Annotated in this window: 13 protein-coding genes; 5 read left to right on the top strand and 8 right to left on the bottom strand. The window is 65.1% G+C overall.

Annotation, left to right across the window (positions count from 1 at the left end; genetic code table 11):
- Positions 1-8 precede the first annotated feature (8 nt).
- Positions 9-719, top strand: coding sequence for an endonuclease/exonuclease/phosphatase family protein (locus AB1451_14475; GenBank protein MEW6684101.1), 711 nt, complete (start codon positions 9-11; stop codon positions 717-719).
- A 29-nt stretch (positions 720-748) separates the two neighbouring features.
- Here the strand turns inward: AB1451_14475 and AB1451_14470 are convergent, their stop codons facing one another.
- Both AB1451_14470 and AB1451_14465 read right to left on the bottom strand, forming a co-directional pair.
- Positions 749-3283 carry an FtsX-like permease family protein gene (locus AB1451_14470; protein ID MEW6684100.1) on the bottom strand — a complete coding sequence of 845 codons (2535 nt, stop codon included), beginning with the start codon at positions 3281-3283 and terminating at the stop codon, positions 749-751.
- Between the two features lie 2 nt (positions 3284-3285).
- Complete coding sequence (locus tag AB1451_14465; protein MEW6684099.1) at positions 3286-3975, bottom strand: ABC transporter ATP-binding protein; 690 nt, start codon at positions 3973-3975, stop codon at positions 3286-3288.
- Between the two features lie 53 nt (positions 3976-4028).
- Here AB1451_14465 and AB1451_14460 point away from each other — a divergent pair, with 53 nt between their 5' ends.
- Together AB1451_14460 and AB1451_14455 are read left to right on the top strand one after the other, a co-directional pair.
- Positions 4029-4697, top strand: a complete 669-nt coding sequence (locus AB1451_14460; GenBank protein MEW6684098.1) for an arylesterase — start codon at positions 4029-4031, stop codon at positions 4695-4697.
- 13 nt (positions 4698-4710) lie between these two features.
- On the top strand, positions 4711-6231 hold the full coding sequence (locus AB1451_14455) for a carboxypeptidase M32 (protein ID MEW6684097.1): 1521 nt from the start codon (positions 4711-4713) through the stop codon (positions 6229-6231).
- 32 nt (positions 6232-6263) lie between these two features.
- On the opposite strand, the gene AB1451_14450 is transcribed toward AB1451_14455, so the two are convergent.
- On the bottom strand, positions 6264-7445 hold the full coding sequence (locus AB1451_14450; protein ID MEW6684096.1) for an FIST N-terminal domain-containing protein: 1182 nt from the start codon (positions 7443-7445) through the stop codon (positions 6264-6266).
- 131 nt (positions 7446-7576) lie between these two features.
- On the opposite strand from AB1451_14450, the gene AB1451_14445 reads away from it, so the two are divergent.
- Complete coding sequence (locus AB1451_14445) at positions 7577-10219, top strand: BamA/TamA family outer membrane protein (GenBank protein ID MEW6684095.1); 2643 nt, start codon at positions 7577-7579, stop codon at positions 10217-10219.
- Here the strand turns inward: AB1451_14445 and AB1451_14440 are convergent.
- A complete protein-coding gene (locus AB1451_14440; GenBank protein ID MEW6684094.1) occupies positions 10197-11357 on the bottom strand; it encodes a sensor domain-containing diguanylate cyclase in 1161 nt (386 codons plus the stop codon). The two genes, AB1451_14445 and AB1451_14440, sit on opposite strands and share 23 nt — an antisense overlap.
- A 5-nt stretch (positions 11358-11362) precedes the next feature.
- Positions 11363-14008: a preprotein translocase subunit SecA gene (gene secA, locus AB1451_14435; protein MEW6684093.1), complete on the bottom strand. Its 2646-nt coding sequence runs from the start codon at positions 14006-14008 to the stop codon at positions 11363-11365.
- A gap of 110 nt (positions 14009-14118) precedes the next feature.
- On the opposite strand from secA, the gene AB1451_14430 reads away from it, so the two are divergent.
- Positions 14119-15357: a CapA family protein gene (locus AB1451_14430; GenBank protein ID MEW6684092.1), complete on the top strand. Its 1239-nt coding sequence runs from the start codon at positions 14119-14121 to the stop codon at positions 15355-15357.
- On the opposite strand, the gene AB1451_14425 is transcribed toward AB1451_14430, so the two are convergent.
- The 3 genes from AB1451_14425 to pilQ form a co-directional block, all read right to left on the bottom strand.
- A complete protein-coding gene (locus tag AB1451_14425) occupies positions 15314-16348 on the bottom strand; it encodes a M23 family metallopeptidase (protein MEW6684091.1) in 1035 nt (344 codons plus the stop codon). The two genes, AB1451_14430 and AB1451_14425, sit on opposite strands and share 44 nt — an antisense overlap.
- Before the next feature lie 111 nt (positions 16349-16459).
- Positions 16460-16783, bottom strand: coding sequence for a divalent-cation tolerance protein CutA (gene cutA, locus AB1451_14420; GenBank protein ID MEW6684090.1), 324 nt, complete (start codon positions 16781-16783; stop codon positions 16460-16462).
- A 79-nt stretch (positions 16784-16862) separates the two neighbouring features.
- Positions 16863-18242, bottom strand: a complete 1380-nt coding sequence (pilQ, locus tag AB1451_14415) for a type IV pilus secretin PilQ (GenBank protein MEW6684089.1) — start codon at positions 18240-18242, stop codon at positions 16863-16865.
- Position 18243: the final 1 nt, after the last annotated feature.

Below are 18243 nucleotides of genomic sequence, written 5' to 3'. Positions count from 1 at the left end.
TCCGCGCCATGACCTACAACATCCACAGCGGCTTCGGACAGAACGGCTACGACCTGCACGCCATCGGCGCCGCGATCGAACACGAGCGCGTGGACGTGGTCGCGCTGCAGGAAGTGGACTTCGGGCTGCGGCGAACCGGGTACGTCAACCAGGCCCAGTGGCTCGCGGCTCAGCTCAAGATGCACGCCATCGTCGGCGGGACTCGCCGTCAAGGCCGTTACGGCAACGCGCTGCTCACCCGCTGGCCCGCGACCTTTGTGATGAACCATAACCTCACGGTGTGGCCGCAGCCGGGACGGGCCTGTCTGGAGGTTCACCTCACCACCCCGAAAGGCACGCTCCGCTGTTACGTCACGCACTTGGGGCTGTTGCCCCAGGAACGCATGGTCCAGGTCACGCGGCTGACCGAGGAGATCATCGCGGCCGAAGAAGTCCACGAACCCATCCTCCTGATGGGCGATTTCAACACCGTGCCGCGGAGCCGCGTCTCGGGCCAACTTCGGAGCCGCTTTACCGCCGGGTTCGCGGCGGTGGGTACCGGCCGCGCCGCGACGTTTCACGCGCGGCTCCCGGGGGTGCGGTTCGACTATATCTACGTGGGCTCCCGCCTCACGCCCATTGCCTCCCACGTGGCGGTCACGCCCTGGTCCGCCCAAGGCTCGGACCACCTGCCGCTGGTCGCGGTGTTGAGCACGGCCTCCGGCGGGAAACGCCTCTGATCTCGCAACTCCCCCGACAGGCCGGCCCGTTACTCGCCGCGTAACACGGGGAACGGCCGCCGACCCAGGAGGCGGTACGTGCTCGCGAGCCCCACGCCGATCGTTCCGACCGCGGTCAGCGTTGCGGTGGCGAGCACAAGGCCGGGAGCCCAGCTCCACGGGAGGTCGAGCAGCCACCGGGTGATCGCCCACGCCAACATGGACGCCAGCACCCCGCCGATCAGACCGGCGGCTCCGCCCAACAGACCGAACTCGACCGCCAGCGCGCGCGCGACCGCGCCGCGGCTCGCGCCGACCGTCTTCAGGAGCATGGCTTCCCGCAAGCGCGCCTCCCGTGATGCGGCCAGCGCGCCGCCGAGCACCACGAACCCCACCACCGCGACCAAGAGCGCCACGCCGCGCGCCGCGGACGCCGCGCGACGGACCACGCGCTCGGCCGACGCCAGCACGTCGCTGACCGGAATCGCGGTCACGTTCGGGAACGCGTTGACGACCGCCTGTTGCAATGCGATCTCCTCGGACCGGGAAGCCTGCGCAGCGCCAAGATACGTGATGGGAGCCCCGTCGAGCGCAGCGGGCGAGAATATCACGTAGAAGTTCAAGGCCCGGGTGTCCCAATCGACCGAGCGCAGGCTGGCCACCCGCGCTTCGAGCGGTACCCCGGCGATGTCGAATACCATCGTCGATCCGATCCCAATGCCCAACCGTTGAGCCGCCTCTTGTTCCACCGACACCATCGCGCCGGGGCCGGATGCTGCCGGGGTCGCATCCCACCAATGGCCCTCCACTATCTCGTTCCCGCGCGGGAGGTCGGATCCGGCGGTGACCACGTATTCGCGGGTGAAATACCACCGATGTTCGGGATCCGTGCCCGGCGGCCCTTCGGAGCCGACCGGCCGGCCATCGAGCGCGAGCAGGCGCGATCGCGCCACCGGCGCCAGGTCGAGCGGCACCGCGCGCTCCGCAGCGAGCGCAACGAAGGCGTCGCGCTGATCGGGCTGGATGTCGATGAAGAAGAGGCTCGGCGCGTCTCGCGGAATCTGTTCCGTCAGCTCCGCACGAACCCCCCGCTCCACCAGCCCCACGGTCAGTACCGCGGTCACGCCCAGTCCGATGGACAACACGGCCGCAGCCGTGTGCGCCCCTGGACGCGCGAGCGCCCGTAATCCGCGTCGCCACGCAAACGACCGGGGCGCGGGCGCGGCCCGAGCCGCTCGCGCGACCACCCACCCCGACGCGGTCAACGCGGCCGCGGCCACCGCCAACCCGCCAACGTAGAGCGCGGCCGCGGCCGGAGAGTCCGACTGCCACCAGGCCAGTCCCGCCGCACCCGTGGCTCCCGCCGCAGCCATCCCCCACGCCGCGCGCGGTCTTACGCGAAGCGGGGCGGCCTCGTGTCTGAGCACCGCGGCGGCGGGAGCGCCGGCCGCGGCCGCCAACGGCCACAGCGAAAACGCCACGCCGGCCAGCGAGCCCACCGCAACCCCCTGCACGTACGGCCAGGGCTGTACCGAAGCCTTCAAGGACACCGCGGAGAAGGAGCCCGCAGCGGCCGTCAACACGTGCTGGCCGATCGCGCCCAACGCCGCGCCGAGCAGTCCGCCGGCCAAGCCGAGCACGGCCAATTCACTCAGCGTGGTCCACACGATGGTGCGTGAGTCGGCCCCCACGCACTTCAACAGCGCGAGCGTGCGCCAGCGCTCGACGATCAGGGCACGCGCGCTTCCCGCAACGCCGATGCCGCCGAGCAGCAGGGCGGTCACGCCCACCAGGCCCAAATACACGCTGAGTCGCTCCAGCGTGCGACGCAGTTGGGGTTGGCCGTCGGTGAACGCGCTGACCTGCACCGGCTCACCGGCCAGTTCGGTGCGCAGGGCGTCCCGCACCGACTCGGCGGACGGACCCTCGGGCTGGAGCGCCACCAAGGTGCGATACCGCACCCGGCTCCCCGGCCGCACGAGCGCGGTGTGGTCCAAGGCGTCTCGGGTGATGAGGACCCGCGGCCCCAGGCTGAACGCGCCGACCGCGTGGTCCGGAGCGGCCCGCAACGTGGCGGCCACCGCGAACTCCGCGTCGCCCAGCTGAAACCGATCGCCCAGCGACAACCCGAGACGGATCAGCAGGGCCTCCTGGACCACGGCGCCGAACACCGGCCCTCCGGCCAGCGAGTCTCTCAGCGGACGGGGGGGATCTGTCTCCACCTCGCCGTAAAAGGGATAGGCGTCTTCGACCGCCCGCAACTCTACCAGCACGCTCCGGCCCGAGGCGGCTGCCATCGCGATCAACTCGGCGACGCGGGTGACTCGGGCGCCCCCGCTGGTCAGCCGGTCGACCGCGGCTTGAGTGGTTGCCGACGGAAGGCGGGTGGAACGAACTTCCACGTCGGCGGCCAGCAGGCTTTTGGCGTCCCGCGCAATCGCGCGGCGGGCGTGGTCGGTGGCCGTCGCGACCGCCACCACCGCGCCCACGCCCAGCGCGATCGCCGCCACGATCGGGGCGTGCTGGCGAGACCCCGCGCGCAGGTTGCGGCGGGCCATGGTGATCGCAAACGTGCGCGGGACCACGGTCAGGTCGATACGCGGTCCGGGCCGGCGGAGTCCGCGGTCACCCGGCCGCTGCGGAGCGTGACGGTCCGATCCGCGATCGCGGCCAGGTCGGCATCGTGGGTGACCAGGACGAGCGTCCCCCCTTGCTCCTGGTGCAGCGCGCGAAGCAGCGCCATGACCTGCGATCCGCTCTCGGCATCGAGATTTCCAGTGGGCTCGTCGGCCAGCAGGATCGGCGGACGCCGCGCGCACGCTCGGGCCAACGCCACGCGCTGTTGCTCACCGCCGGACAGCTGGGCCGGGTAGTGATCCGCCCGCTCCGCCAACCCGACCGCGTCGAGCAACGCCCTGGCTCGGTCCGGGGCGGCGGGATCACCCGCCAGTTCCAAGGGCACGGCCACGTTCTCCTGCGCGGTCAAGGTGGGGATGAGGTGGAACGACTGAAAAACGAATCCGACCTGACTCAGCCGAAAGTGCGCCAGCGCGGTTTCGTCGAGCGCCGTGAGATCCACGCCGCGGACCGAGACCAACCCCGACGTCGGCCGCTCCAATCCCGCGATCACGGCCAAGAGCGTGCTCTTCCCGCTCCCCGAAGGCCCCACGATGGCAAGAGCCTGGTTGGCGGGAATCTCGATCGAGACCTCGTCCAACACGGTCACGGATCGTCCGGCGGCACGGAGACGGACCGTCACGTCCCGGAGGGTGATCATCCGGAGGAACGAAGCGGGTTGCAGCCCATCGCCGGCCATTATACACTGGGCCGATGCGCGGGTTGCGCGATCACTCTCCGGCCCACCGCGCGGCGTTGGGCGCCGCCGCGGTCTTGGGGGCGCTGCTGTACGCCACGGCGGGAACAGCCCGGGCCGATGAACGGGTGGGCGCGCCCCCCACGCTCGTGGCGTTCGGCGACAGCCTGACCGCAGGATTGGGGGTGCCGGTCAGCGACGCGTACCCGGCCCGGTTGGAGCGCCGCCTTCGCGAGCAGGGATTCGACTACCGGGTGGTCAACGCCGGAGTCAGCGGCGACACCACGGCCGGCGGACTCCGGCGCGTCGATTGGGTCCTGAAAGCGCAGCCCCGCATCGTGATTCTGGCGTTGGGTGCCAACGACGGGCTGCGGGGCCTCTCGCTCGAGCGGACCCGCGAGAATCTCGCCCAGATCATCGAACGGCTTCAGGCGGCCGGAGTGACGGTGGTCCTGGCCGGCATGCGGATGCCTCCGAATTACGGCGACGACTACGCGGGCGCGTTCGCGATGATCTTTCCCGACCTCGCCCGCCGCTACGGCCTGTCGCTGATCCCGTTTTTTCTCGAGGGTGTCGCCGCGAATTCCGCGCTCAACCAGAGCGACGGCATTCACCCCAATGCCGAGGGGTATCAGGTCATCGTGGACCACATCTGGCCGATTCTCCGCCCCCTGCTCACCCGCTGACGCCGAAACCTTCGTGCTGACCCTGGCCGACCTCCGACCGCTCACCGCGCATCTGATCGAAATCGCGCATGTGCACAGCGCCGCCGCGGTGCTGTCGTGGGACCAGGAAACGTATATGCCGCGCGGCGGCGCCGCGACGCGAGCCGACACGCTGGCCGCGCTGCAGGGCGCGGCGCACGAGCGCTTCGTCTCATCGACGACCGAGGACCTGCTCGCGCGTTGGATGGACCTGGACACCGGGGCGATCTTCGACCCGGAGCCGGAGCCCGCGGCCCGGGCCCTGTTGCGCGAGGTCTTCCGCGATTATCGACGGGCCAAGCGCCTCCCCACCGCGTTCGTGTCGTTGCTCGAGAAGACCTGTGCGCTCGCGCAAGACGCGTGGCAGGAGGCGCGGGAGACGCGGCGGTTCAGCCGATTTCTCCCGTTGCTGGAGCAGATCGTCACGCTCAAACGCGAGGAAGCCGCGCTCCTCGGGTATCCCGACACGCCTTACGACGCGTTGTTGGATGCGTTCGAACCGGGCATGACAACCGCGCGCGTGGCCGCCCTGTTCACCGACCTCAAGGCCCGGCTCTTACCGTTGCTCCGTCGCGTAGAAGGCGCCTCGGTACGCATCGCCCCGCTCCCGCCCGGGCCGTACGATCTGGCCCGCCAGATCCGGTTCGGACGTGTGGTCCTCGACGCGATGGGATACGACTTCACCCGCGGCCGGTTGGATCAATCGGCCCACCCCTTCACCACCGGCTTTCATCCCACCGACGTGCGCGTCACCACCCGCGTCGCGGCCGACGATCTCGCCACGTGTCTCTTCAGTTGTCTTCACGAGGGCGGACACGGGTTGTACGACCAGGGGCTCGACCCGACGTACTGGGGCACGCCGCTCGGAGAGGCGGTGTCGCTCGGGGTTCACGAAAGCCAGTCGCGCCTGTGGGAAAACTGCGTGGGGCGATCACCGGAATTCTGGCGGTACTTCTTCCCACTGTTGAAGGAAACGTTTCCCGACGCCCTGTCGGCCGTGTCGCTGGACGCGTTCCACGCCGCGATCAACGTGGTCCGGCCGTCGTTGATCCGGACCGAAGCGGACGAATTGACGTACAACTTTCACATCATCGTGCGTTTCGAGTTGGAGCTGGCGTTGATCGCCGGGACCCTGCTGCCTCGCAACCTCCCCGAGGCGTGGAACGCGGCCATGCAAGCCACGCTGGGGGTCAGCCCCACCCACGACGGCGAAGGCGTGCTCCAGGACATCCACTGGGCACACGGTGCGTTCGGGTACTTTCCCACCTACACGTTGGGCAATCTCTACGCCGCCCAGTTGTGGCAACAGGCCCTGCGGGACATCGCGGACCTGCCCACCCTGATCGAACAGGGGCGGCTCGATCCGCTCCGCGAGTGGCTGCGCGACCGCCTCCACCGGTGGGGCCGAATGTACTCTTCTGAAGAGTTCTTGGTGCGAGTGACCGGCGAACCTCTCAACCCCGATCATTTCCTGAACTACCTGGAAGACAAATACGCGACCGTGTATCGGTGGTAGAGAGGAGGAGGGAGCCTGGCGTGCGGGTCAGGTCAGCCGCCCACCGGGCGACCGAAGATCGCGACGCTGGCGGTAAATCCGTGCAGGAAATTGTTTCCGCCCACTGGCCCCACCTCGCCTTGGGCAAAGAACCCCGCGATCGAGACGTCCCCGAGGTGGGAGCGCACCATGGTGATGTCGTGGTGTGGCCGTCCGAACAACCGGCGGCCCCGCCCGTTGCAGCTGAAGAGCAGAGCAGCCTCGGGCATCAGCCGCTGCGGGGCGTGCGCTTGCGTTTCGAGCAGCGCGCTGAGGTCTTCGCTCGCGGTCTCGCGATCCCGGATGTGAAACTGCACGGTCTGGCCCTCGTGGACCAGGTCCCCGATCGCCAAGCTGCCTTCCTGTTGGTCAGCGCCCACCAAACCGCGGACCAGAAAGTCTCCCCGGTCGAACTGCGATTTGGCTTCATTGATGGTCACGCCGATGTGTAAGCCCCGCCGAGCCATCTCCTGCTCGGCCGGCGGAAGCGACGCGTACATCTCCTGCAGGCAGACAAACGCCGGCCGCCCCCCGAGTTCATAGATAATGTTGCCCTCTGAGCGGGTGATCAGAAATCGCCCGCCCACCGGTCGACACCCCTGGGACACCACGGTCACGATCGGCACGTCACCGGTGAGCGCCACACCCACGACTCCCTCGGAGACCACGGCCTCTCCCAGAAGCAATCGATTCTCGCCCGGCGCACCGCCGCCGCTGCTCATCCCGCCAACAGCTCGGGCGCCCGGGCATTGCTGGTCGAGAAAGGCGAGGAACTCGGTGCCGGGGGTCGAAAACGGATCGGCCAACAGCACGACCACGGTGGACGGATCGTTGGGCATGTCGGCCGGCCAGCCGGACACCCCGATCCCCTCGTCGGTTTGATGGAAGGTGGCATGAAAGGGTGACAGGGTCACGCCGGGAAGCCGCGCGGCCCACACCACGAGCGCAGGCTGACGCTCGATTTCCCGATCATCGCCGATGATGCCCTCTCCGGTACACCCCAGCAGGACTCGCGGCCTCAGGTGCTCCGCAACCACCGACGCCGCATCGCCGAAGCGCTCGGCGTGGTGCGGCGAGACGAACACCAGGGCGAGATCCACCGGAACATCCGGATCAGGCGACGTCTGGGCGCAGGCTTCTTTGGCCGCTGCGGCCGCGTCGCTTTGAAGGGAAACTCCGGCTCCGTACGATGTCATCGCGAATCTCGGCGACCACTCTAACAGAAGGCTTTGACGCCGCGCAAGGCGCAGCGTCGCCCATTGCATAGTTTCGCACCCGATTCCCCTAGGGGATCGACCGCTCGCTGGGCTCCTGCTATACTCCCGGCATGGTTTGGATCGCGTGGGGGCCGGCCGCCGTGGCGACCGTCCTGCTGCTCGGGGTCGCCAGCCCCCTCCCCGCCGCGTCGCTGCAGGTCCGGTACGACATCAGCGCGCGCTTTTCTCCCACCGACCATGTCCTCTCCGGCACCGCACGGGTCCTGATCACGAACCGGTCCGAGAACCCGCTGCGCGACGTCCCGTTCTTGCTGTACCCCAACATCTACCGCGAACCGAACCGCGATCTGGACAAAGACGCTCTCGAACGGATCTATCCGCGGGCGTTTAATCCCGGCTCAATGGCCGTGACCGCCATCCAGGCCGACACCGGCGACGCCGTGGCGTTCGAAATCGGCGCGCCGCCGGCCCATCCGCCCCAGACTGTGGCGCACGCGATCCTCCCGCACCCCGTGCCGCCGAACGGCTCCATCGAGCTCCAGCTCACGTTCATTACCTTCATCCCTGAGAAATACGGGGTGTTCGGCTACTTCCACAATGTGACCGCGCTGAAAGGCGGCTGGTACCCGTACGTGCCCGCGTTCCGCGAAGGGAACTGGGCGCTCGACACATTGCCGGACCCCGCGGAGTACTCCGTGCAGATCCTGGCTCCGCGCGACGTCATGGTGGTGGGCGCGGACATGGCCGACGACGATGCGGGCGCGCCGCACCGCCGCTGGCGGCTCCACCTGCCGCGCGCGGTGAACGTGGCGTTGGCCCTCAGCCCCTACTACCAGGAACGGGTGGAGCAACACGACTCGACCCGCATCCGTTACGCGTTTCTTCCCCACGATCGGGCCTACACCCCGCCCGTACTCGCGGCGCTCCGTCGAGGCCTGACCTTCTTTCGCGAGCAATTCGGCAACCTCGCGCTCAATGAGATCCGCGTGGCGGAGGTCTACCTTCATCAAGAAGTGGTGTCACCGGACCCCGGTGTGATCTTCTTGGCGACGCGCACCTACAAAGTGTTCGCCCCTCTGAAGAAGTACCACGAGGCCGAAGTGGCCAAGGGGCTCTATTTCGCGCTCTGGCGCGCCCGACTTCCCGACGAAGAAGCGTGGGTGCTCGAGGGCCTGGCCGATGCCACCACTCAGGCCTACCTGCGGGAGCGCTTCCGGCGGCCGCCGAACCTGCTGGGGCTGCTCAAGCCTGTCGCGTTCATTCCGATCGTTGACCAGATCCTGTACTCCAACCGCCTCCCCCTCCGTCAGGTGTACTTCAAAGAAACGACCCCGATTTTGCCCCGAGAGGATTTCGCGGTGTTCAACAATCGGCGACCCGACGGGTCCAGCGTCTTCTTCAAGCTGTCGGCGCTGATCGGGACCGAGGCGGTGAATACCGTGCTGGAACGGTACACCGAACGCGTGGTGGGCGGCGCCCCCCGCCCGTTTCGTGAGGTGGCCCAAGAGGAGACCGGCCGAGACCTCGACTGGTTCTATTCCCAGTGGTTGACGACCAATCCCACCACCGACTTCTCGGTGGCGTCGGTCCAGCGCGAAACCCGTGCCGACGGGCATCATACGACCTTGGCGCTGACCAAGACCGGAGAAGGCATCGAACCGGTCGCGGTAAACCTAAGGCTGGGCGAGGGCCCTCCGCTCACCACCACCTGGTTGTCGTACGGACCCGAGTTCCAAGAAACATTTGTGACCCGTTCACCGGTCAAGGTGATCGAACTGGACCCGGACCACAAGACCAGCGACCCGAACCGGTTCAACAATCGGACGCCACCGGCCATCAAATTCATCCTCGAAAAATTGCCCGGGATCAGCTACGACTTTCAGACCCAGAACATCAGCTACGACCTCAGCGCGTACTTCCAGCGACGGTACGACGAGCACAATATCCTGCGCCTTCGCTACTCCAAAGACGACATCGAGACGCAAGGCGGCATCGCGGCGACCCACGATTTCGAGCAACCGGTTTTCTCGTACACGACGCGTCAATCCGTTTCTGTGGGGGTGGAGGCGAGCCGGCGGTTGATCCCGATCACGCCGGGAGATCTGCCCGAAACGGTCACATCGGTTCAACTCGCCCACGTCATTTCGAACGCTGAAACGCCGCTGGTATACTCCGAGGAGATCCAACAGATTTTCTTCGGAGCGATCCCGTACTCCGCCCTGACGACCACGTTCGCCCAACGCGTGTCGGGCGGTGAGTACCCCAGCGCGTTGAAGGTCCAGTTGGACGCTCGACATCAGTGGTCGTTCGCCACCTTACACGAAGTCGCGGCGCGCGGGACGATCGGCCAGTCCGCGGGGGGATTTCATGACGCCCGCCAGTTCGACCTGGCGGGTTCGGGTGGGATGCGGGGGTACTCACCGGGCAGCGTGTCCGGCGAGTCGGTCCTCCTGGCCTCGCTGGAGTACCGACACCCGCTGGTACGCGACATGGGAACCAATGTCTGGGGCCTGACGCTGCTGCGCCGCCTTCAGGCCGCCGTGTTCGCCGACGCGGGAACCGTGGGTGAGCCCCGCAATTTCATCCAGTTCCTGTACGATGTGGGTTTGGGCCTCCGCCTTACCCACGAGGTCTTGGGCCTGTATCCGCTCGTCACGAGGCTCGACGTGGCCTGGCCTGTCAATGTCGACGAAGCGCTCAAGGCCGAGGAGCAGCAACCCCACTTCTATCTCACGGCTGGGCAACCCTTCTGATCGGGCGCCGCTTCCCCGACAGGGAACCGGGCGCGCGAAGCGCGGAGGCGCGACGCGTGGCCGCACAAATGCGGTCCCGGCCGCCGTATTTGGCCTCGTACATCGCCTGGTCCGCCAATCGAATCAGGTCCTTCTTGTTGCGGGCGTGGTCCGGAAACCCCGCAATGCCGAAGCTCGCGGTGAGGTGGACGTTGAGGCCTTCCGCGCTCAGAAACTCGTGACGATGGAACGCGCGGTGCAGCCGCTTGGTGATCGCGAAGGTGGTCCGCAACCCGGTTTCGGGCAACACCACCACGAACTCGTCGCCGCCATACCGCGAGATGATATCCACGTCGCGGAGATTTCGGATGAGCAGCTCCGCGACCTCCACCAACACCCGGCTCCCCATGAGGTGGCCGTACCGGTCGTTGACGACCTTGAAATAGTCCAGATCGAGGAAAATCACCGAGAGCACCGACCCATAGCGGATGCACCGCCGGATCTCATTGTCCAGGACCTGATCCAGGTGCCGGAAGTTGAACAGCTTGGTGAGGTCGTCCCGGATGGACAACTCCTCTTTGCGGTGATAGAGCTGAGAGCGCTCGATCGCGATCGCGGCTTGACCCATCAATTGCATCAGCATGTCGCGGTCGGCCACGTCGAACGGACGGCCGTCCAACCGGTTGACCAACTCCAACACCCCGAGCGTTTTGCGCTTGTTGACGATCGGAATCGCCAGCAGCGACCGCAGCCTCGGGCCCGAACGTTTCAAGTTTCGCAATCCGGTCGGCAGCGCCACGCGAGGATCTTGGATCAGCAGCGGCCTGGCGTGTTGTGCGACCCAGCCGCTGGGTCCGACCCCCCACGGAACCGCGCGGGCATCCCGAGCCCGGCCCCGAAGCAGCGCGCGGTGGGGCCTGAGCTCCCGACGACCGTCGATTTCGTCGACCAGGAACAGCGCCCACCGCTCGCAGGGAATGAGTCGGCGGGCTCGCTCCAGAATCACATCGAGGACTTTGTCGAGGTCAAGGGTGGAGGTCAGCGCTTTGGCGGTATTGATGAAGAAGGCCAGCTCCCGGCCCTTGTCTTTGAGACGCGCTCGAAGGACGGCCACCTCCCGCTTCAGCTCCGCGGCAAGCTGGGGCCGAGCGGGCTTCACGCGCGTCAGGCGCCGTGACACTTTTTGTATTTCTTGCCGCTTCCGCAGGGGCAGGGATCGTTCCGCCCAACGCGCTCGCGTTCGCGGGCGGCGGGAGTCGGAGAGTTGGTCGGCGCCGGACCCGGCGCGCTCAGGATCGTGGGGGCCTGACGGGGGAGCGACCGCGGGGCCGCCGCCACATCGGGGTGGACCGCCTGTATCCGAAACAAGTGCCCGACGGCATCGACTTTGATGCGTTCGATCAGTCCGACAAACAGATCGTACCCTTCCCGCTTATACTCCACCAAGGGATCCTTCTGTCCGTACCCTCGTAACCCGATCCCCTCTTTGAGGTAGTCCATGGTCAGAAGATGGTCTTTCCAGTGCGTGTCGATCACCCGGAGCATCACGGCCTTTTCCAACTCGCGCAGCACCGTGGGACCGAACTCCTGCTCTTTGCGCCGGTAGGCCTCCCGCACCCGCGTGAGGACGTCGTCTTTGATCCCGTCAACGCCCGAGTCCTTCCACGACGCCGGATCGAACGGCAGCGAAAACTGCGCGCCCAACGCATCGGCCAGTCCTTTGAGGTCCCAGGCCTCTTCGTAACTCGCTTCATTACAATACTGCGCCACGGTCCCGGCCACCAAGTCGTCCACCATCTCGTTGATGTCGTCCACGAACGGCTCCCCGCCCAGCACCTGGCGGCGTTGTTCGTAGATCACTTCGCGCTGTCTGTTCATGACGTCGTCGTACTCGAGCAGTTGTTTGCGAATGTCGAAATGGTGGGCTTCGACTTTCTTCTGGGCGGTTTCGATGGCGCGGGTGACCATCCGGTGCTCGATGGGCACCCCCTCTTCCATTCCCAGCCGCTGCATCAAGCCGGAGATCCGCTCGGATCCGAAAATCCGCAAGAGATCATCTTCGAGCGACAGATAGAACCGCGAGGACCCCGGGTCGCCCTGGCGGCCCGCACGACCGCGCAACTGGTTGTCGATGCGCCGACTCTCGTGTCGCTCGGTGCCGATGATGTGCAACCCGCCGAGCGACACGACCTCCTGTTTTTCGGCTTCACACGCGGCTCGCAACTGCTCACGGAGGCGGGTCCGTTCCGCCTCGCGCTCCGGCGCCGACAGGTCGGCGTCGCGGCTGCTCTCCTGTTTGAACAGGAAGTCGGCGTTTCCGCCGAGCAGGATGTCGGTGCCCCGGCCGGCCATGTTGGTGGCGATGGTCACCGTCCCTTTTCGCCCCGCCTGCGCGATAATTTCCGCTTCTTTCTCGTGGAACTTGGCGTTGAGAACCGCGTGTTTGACCCCCTGCTTTTTCAGTAGGGCCGAAAGGCGTTCGGACTTTTCGATCGAAATCGTACCGACCAACACCGGCTGGCCCCGCTGATGACACTCCACGACCTCTTCCACGATCGCCGCGAACTTTTCCCGCTCGGTGCGATAGACGACATCCGCGTAGTCGGCCCGAATCATGGCTCGATTCGGCGGAATGACCATTACGTCCAGGTTGTAGATCTTGGCGAACTCGGCGGCCTCGGTGTCGGCTGTTCCCGTCATCCCGCTGAGTTTCTTGTACATCCGGAAGTAGTTCTGAAACGTGATCGTGGCGAGCGTTTGGTTCTCGTTGGCGATCTTAACGCCTTCTTTGGCCTCCACCGCCTGGTGCAGACCGTCGCTCCAACGCCGACCCGGCATCAAGCGGCCGGTGAACTCGTCCACGATGATGACCTCGCCCTCTTTGACGACGTAGTCCACGTCGCGTTTGTACAGCGAATGGGCGCGGAGCGCTTGATGTACGTGGTGGACCAACGACATGTTGCCGAGGTCGTAGAGGTTCTCGACGCCCAAGAACCGCTCGATTTTCGCGTTGCCTTCTTCCGTCAGGGCCGCGGTTTTGGTCTTTTCCTCGATCGTGAAGTCGACCTCGGCCTTGAGATACGGGATGACCCGGTTGATCTTGTAATACAACTCGGTCGAATCTTCGGCCGGTCCCGAAATGATCAACGGCGTCCTCGCTTCGTCGATCAAGATGCTGTCGACCTCATCCACGATCGCAAAGTTGAGGGGACGCTGGACGAACTGACGGGGGTCGAACTTCATGTTGTCGCGCAAATAATCGAACCCAAATTCGTTGTTGGTCCCGTACGTCACGTCCGCGGCGTACCCCACCTGCCGCGCCGCGTCGTCGAGATCGTGTTGAATCACGCCCACGGTGAGACCGAGGAAGCGATAGATCTCCCCCATCCACTGGCTGTCGCGTTTGGCCAAATAATCGTTGACGGTGATTACGTGAACGCCCTTGCCGGCGAGCGCGTTGAGGTAGACCGGGAGCGTGGCGACGAGGGTCTTCCCCTCGCCGGTCTTCATCTCGGCGATCTTTCCCTCGTGGAGGACGATGCCCCCGATCAACTGCACGTCGAAATGGCGCATCCCGAGCACGCGGGATGAGGCTTCGCGCACCACCGCAAAGGCCTCCGGCAGCAGAGCGTCCAGAGATTCTCCCGCCGCCACGCGGGCGCGAAGTTCGACGGTCTTGCCTCTCAGCGCCTCGTCGCTCAGCGTTCGAACCGCGGGTTCGAACGCGTTGACGCGGTCGACAACGGGCGCAATACGCTTGAGTTCACGGTCGTTCTTGCTTCCGACGAGTTTTCGAATGATACTCCACATGGATAGATCTCGAGGACTGGTGCCGACGCGGGCGACATTATAACATAGTTGCCTACGCCCTCAGTTCCTGTAAGATGATCGTGTCGCTCCCGTCACGACTGAGTGAATCAGTGATCGTTCGGCTGATTGGCGTGGGGTTCTCCGCGTGGACGGTGATCGCGTGCAGCGCCGCCCCATCCGTGGAACCCATGCCCCCTCACCCGCTCCCCGCCGAAATGGCGCCCGCCAGCCCGTCGGTTGGCCCGAACCCCACGCTGCCCGATTCGGCGCCCGTTCTCCCCTCCCCGGTTCCGATCACGATCGTGGCGGTGGGCGACGTCATGCCCGGCTCCATGACCCCCATTCCCTTCGTCCCGACGCCCGCGGACCGCGACATCCCCGAAGGGATTCGCGGCACGATCCCGGAGGCTGATCTCGTGTTCGGCAATCTGGAAGGCACGTTTGTGGTCGACGGGATGATGCCGGCCAAGTGTCGCCCGGAGTCTCGTGAAGCCGGGCGCTGTTATGAGTTCGGCTTCCCTCCGTTTTTGGCGTCGTTTCTCAAGGCCGCGGGCTTCACCGTCCTGTCTCTCGACAACAATCATTCGGACGACTACGGTCTCCCCGGATACGCCTTCACCCAAGGGTTGTTGGCTCAGGCCGGTCTTGTCGCCGTCCCCAAACGCACGCCCACCGCACTGGCGGTCCGCGACGTCGTGGTCGCGGTGGTCCCGTTTGGGTTCTCGGGGCGATCGTTTCACGTCTCGGATCTGGAGACGGCCCGCTCGATCGTGGCCGAGGCCGGTCGCAGCGCCGACGTGGTGATCGTCTCGTTTCACGGAGGGTCCGAAGGCGAGACCGCTTCCCGGGTCACGGACATGGCCGAAGAATACTATGGTGAGGATCGCGGCAACGTGCTGCAATTCGCCCACGCGGTGGTGGACGCCGGTGCGGACGTGGTGCTGGGGCACGGCCCCCACGTTCCCAGAGCGGTCGAGCTCTACCGAGGACGGCTGATCGCCTACTCGTTGGGAAACTTCTGGACGTACGGCAACATCTCGATCAAAGGGGCCAGAGGCGTGATGCCGCTATTACGAGTGACTGTTGCGCGCGACGGCACCTTCCTGTCAGGCCGACTGTTCTCCATGCGGCAACGTTTACCCGGAATTCCTGAACCTGATCCCGAAGGCACCGCCATTCGGATGATTTCCACGCTTTCCCGGGAAGATTTTCCAACGAGTCCCTTGACCATTACGGAGACGGGAGAATTGCGGGTACAACCTGAGACGCAGGACCAGCGCCAAACCGAGACCTGCGGCGCGGACGTTAGTTCAGAATGTAGCGAAGCGGATTTGTTGCAACCAGATTGACCTGCACCTGGTAATGAAGGTGCGGTCCGGTGCTGAAACCGGTATTGCCGACCAGCCCAATGGTCTGACCGCGTTTGACCCATTGGCCCTTACGCACCAGAACCTTGTTCAGGTGCCCATAGATGGTTTCGTACCCGTAGCCGTGGTTGATTCTGATCGCGTTGCCCAACCCGCCGTCCCAGCCCGCCGAGGCGACGGTCCCGTTGGCCGGCGCCACGATGGGCGTGCCCTCCGGAACGGAAATGTCCACCCCGCGGTGCATGGCGGGTTCGCCGGTAAAGGGCGACAGCCGACGACCAAACCCGGAGGTCACCCAGCCGCGAACCGGCCAGATCGACGGGGTCGAGGCCCACTTCGCACGCCGGTGCTGAATCGCCTCGGTGAGTTCCTCAAAGCTTTGTTGCTGCTTGGCGGCAACGATCTGTAAGGTGGCGAGGTCTTCTTCCAAGCCGCGGATAATTGCCGCATGCGGTTCACGGGGAATCTCGGTCAATCCGATCGACGGGATCGGGTCTTCCGTACCGCCCTCGCCGCCCGGAGCAGGGTTCTGGATCGGCGGCGACGTCAGCGCAGCCGGAATCGGCTCTTGAACCACCGCCGGCCCCAGTGAAGCGGCTTCCGCCTCGGGTTGCCCCCCGACGCCGAGGAACCTGCCAGCGTCAGCCGGCACATTCAAATCGGTAATCATGCGCAGCTTGACGTCGAACTCCTTGAGCCGATCCATTTCCTGCTTCAGACTATCGACGGATTGCGCAAAAGCCTCGATTTTCGACTTCTGCACCGCGGTTTCTTTCCGCAGCAGTGTGAGTTCCCAGATGTTGCCGACCATATAAAAATACTGCACCACGAATACCAGCAGCAGAATCGCCGTCGCCGCGGTGATCGAAAGCGCCACCTTGACTTGTTTTTTGCTGACGCTAAACCGGTAGGCTTTAGACGTCGGGTTGGGCAGGATCATTACGGTGTAGGATTCTTTGGTCCTTTCGTCCATGCGTGCCCTTTCTCGCTTCCTGCCTTCCCGTGAAAATTCGGGCCAGAGACTAGCACAGGGTTTCTAGCCTGTCAAGAAAACCGGAATAATCTATTGAAATTACTTGAAAATTTAGGACTTCGAGACGGTCTCCGCCAGCCACCGGAGGTAGGACTCGTTCCCCTCGACAATCGGCAGGGCAATGACCTCCGGGACCGAGTAACCATGGAGCGATTTGACCCGGGCGGCGAGATCGCCGAAGCGCTGCTGGGTGGTTTTGGCCACGGCCAGAACCTCGGTCGCTTCCTCTCGGGCACCTTCCCAAAAGAACACCGAGCGCACTCCGGGCAAGAGGTTGACACATGCGGCCAAATGCTCGTCCACCAACGCGGTCGCGACGCGATTGGCGTCTTCTAGCGATGGGAACGTCATGAACACGGCGACGGGTTGAGGCAACGGCTCGGCCACGCCGAGAGGATAGGGAAACGGCTACGCGGAATCAAGGCCACACAACCGACACGGACGGGAAAGGCCTTTACAAGGCCTGTCCTTCATAGATTGTCGGCGTGATAAAGACCAACAATTCGTTCTGGCTCTCCACCGTCGACTGTTTTTTGAAAAACCAACCCAGGATCGGGATCTTCGACAGCCAGGGCACCCCGTTTTCCGCGAACGACGTGCTGTTGATGACAATTCCGCCAATGACCACGGTTTCCCCATTTTTCACCAGAAGATGCGTCTCAGCGCTGCGGGAGTTGAGCGGGGGAATATCTTGGACTTCCCGAGTGTAGTCCGGATCCTTCTTGTCGACCTTGACGTGCATGACGATTTCCCGGTTCGGCGTCATATGGGGTGTGACAGCCAGCTCCAATTTGGCGTCGATGGTTTGCACGCCTGTCGGCGCCTCTGCGGCGCCTCCACCGGTGTCTGTGCCGGCGGTTACGATCGTGGTGGTGGGGATAAGGATCTCGGTCCCGGCCGAGATCTTGGCTTCCTTGTTATCCAGGGTTAACACCCGCGGGGTGGATAGGATGCGGCCCCTGCCTGAATCCTCCAGCGCCGACAACTGCAAGTCCAAGCGCACGGTGTCCGCCAGGTTGCCGAACGAGATGCCCAGCGCCCCGCCTCTTCCCGGGCCGACCGCAGCCGGAAGGTTGACCGCAAACGGCCCCCCGCTGAGCCCGATGCCGCCTGTCAGGGGCTCGGCAAAGGTGTCCGTGGACAACTGTTTGGTCGCGCCCCCGTGGAGCGTGGTGATCCGATTTCCGGATTGCGTGGTGTACGCGCCGCCCCACTGCACGCCGATCTCACGGGTGAAATTCGTGCTGGCTTCCACGATGCGCGCCTCAATGAGGACCTGCGGCGTCCGAGAGTCCAACTGTCTGACCAGCGTGGTGATCCACTCCACGCTGGCCGAGACATCGCGCACGATCAAGGTGTTGGTTCGTTCATCCACCGTGGCGCTTCCCTTTTTGCTGAGGAGGTCCTTGACGCCCTCGTGAAGATCCTTGGCGTTGGCGTACTGGACGGGCAGCATTCGGGTCACGAGATCTCCGGTGCCCTCCTGTGACTTCACGATCCGAGTAATGTCCCCCTCCTCGACCTTGGCCCAGTCCCCGGTCTTGAGGATCGCGTCCATGGCATCCGACAGCGTCACGCTCTGAAAACTCAACGTCACTTTGCCCGTGACTCCCTCGCCGATCACCACGTTGATCCCGCGCTCTTGGCTGATGGCTCGGAGCACGTCCCGAATGTCCGCCTCCCGAAGTTCCAGCGAGTAGCGATCCCCCGCGGATCGTTCGACGCGAATGTCACGGCGATCCTGCGCGTCGCCTTGGGCGGCCCACGCCGCGATCATCGCCGCTCCCGCCGCCGCGAAGACGAACGTGCGTACCCATCGACCGGTTGTCTTCATG

The organism is Nitrospirota bacterium, from assembly GCA_040757335.1.
In the GTDB taxonomy this organism is placed as follows: Bacteria; Nitrospirota; Nitrospiria; order 2-01-FULL-66-17; family 2-01-FULL-66-17; genus JBFLXB01.
The sequence above is the reverse complement of the archived record's forward strand: the minus strand, read 5'-3'. Positions and strand labels throughout refer to the sequence as shown.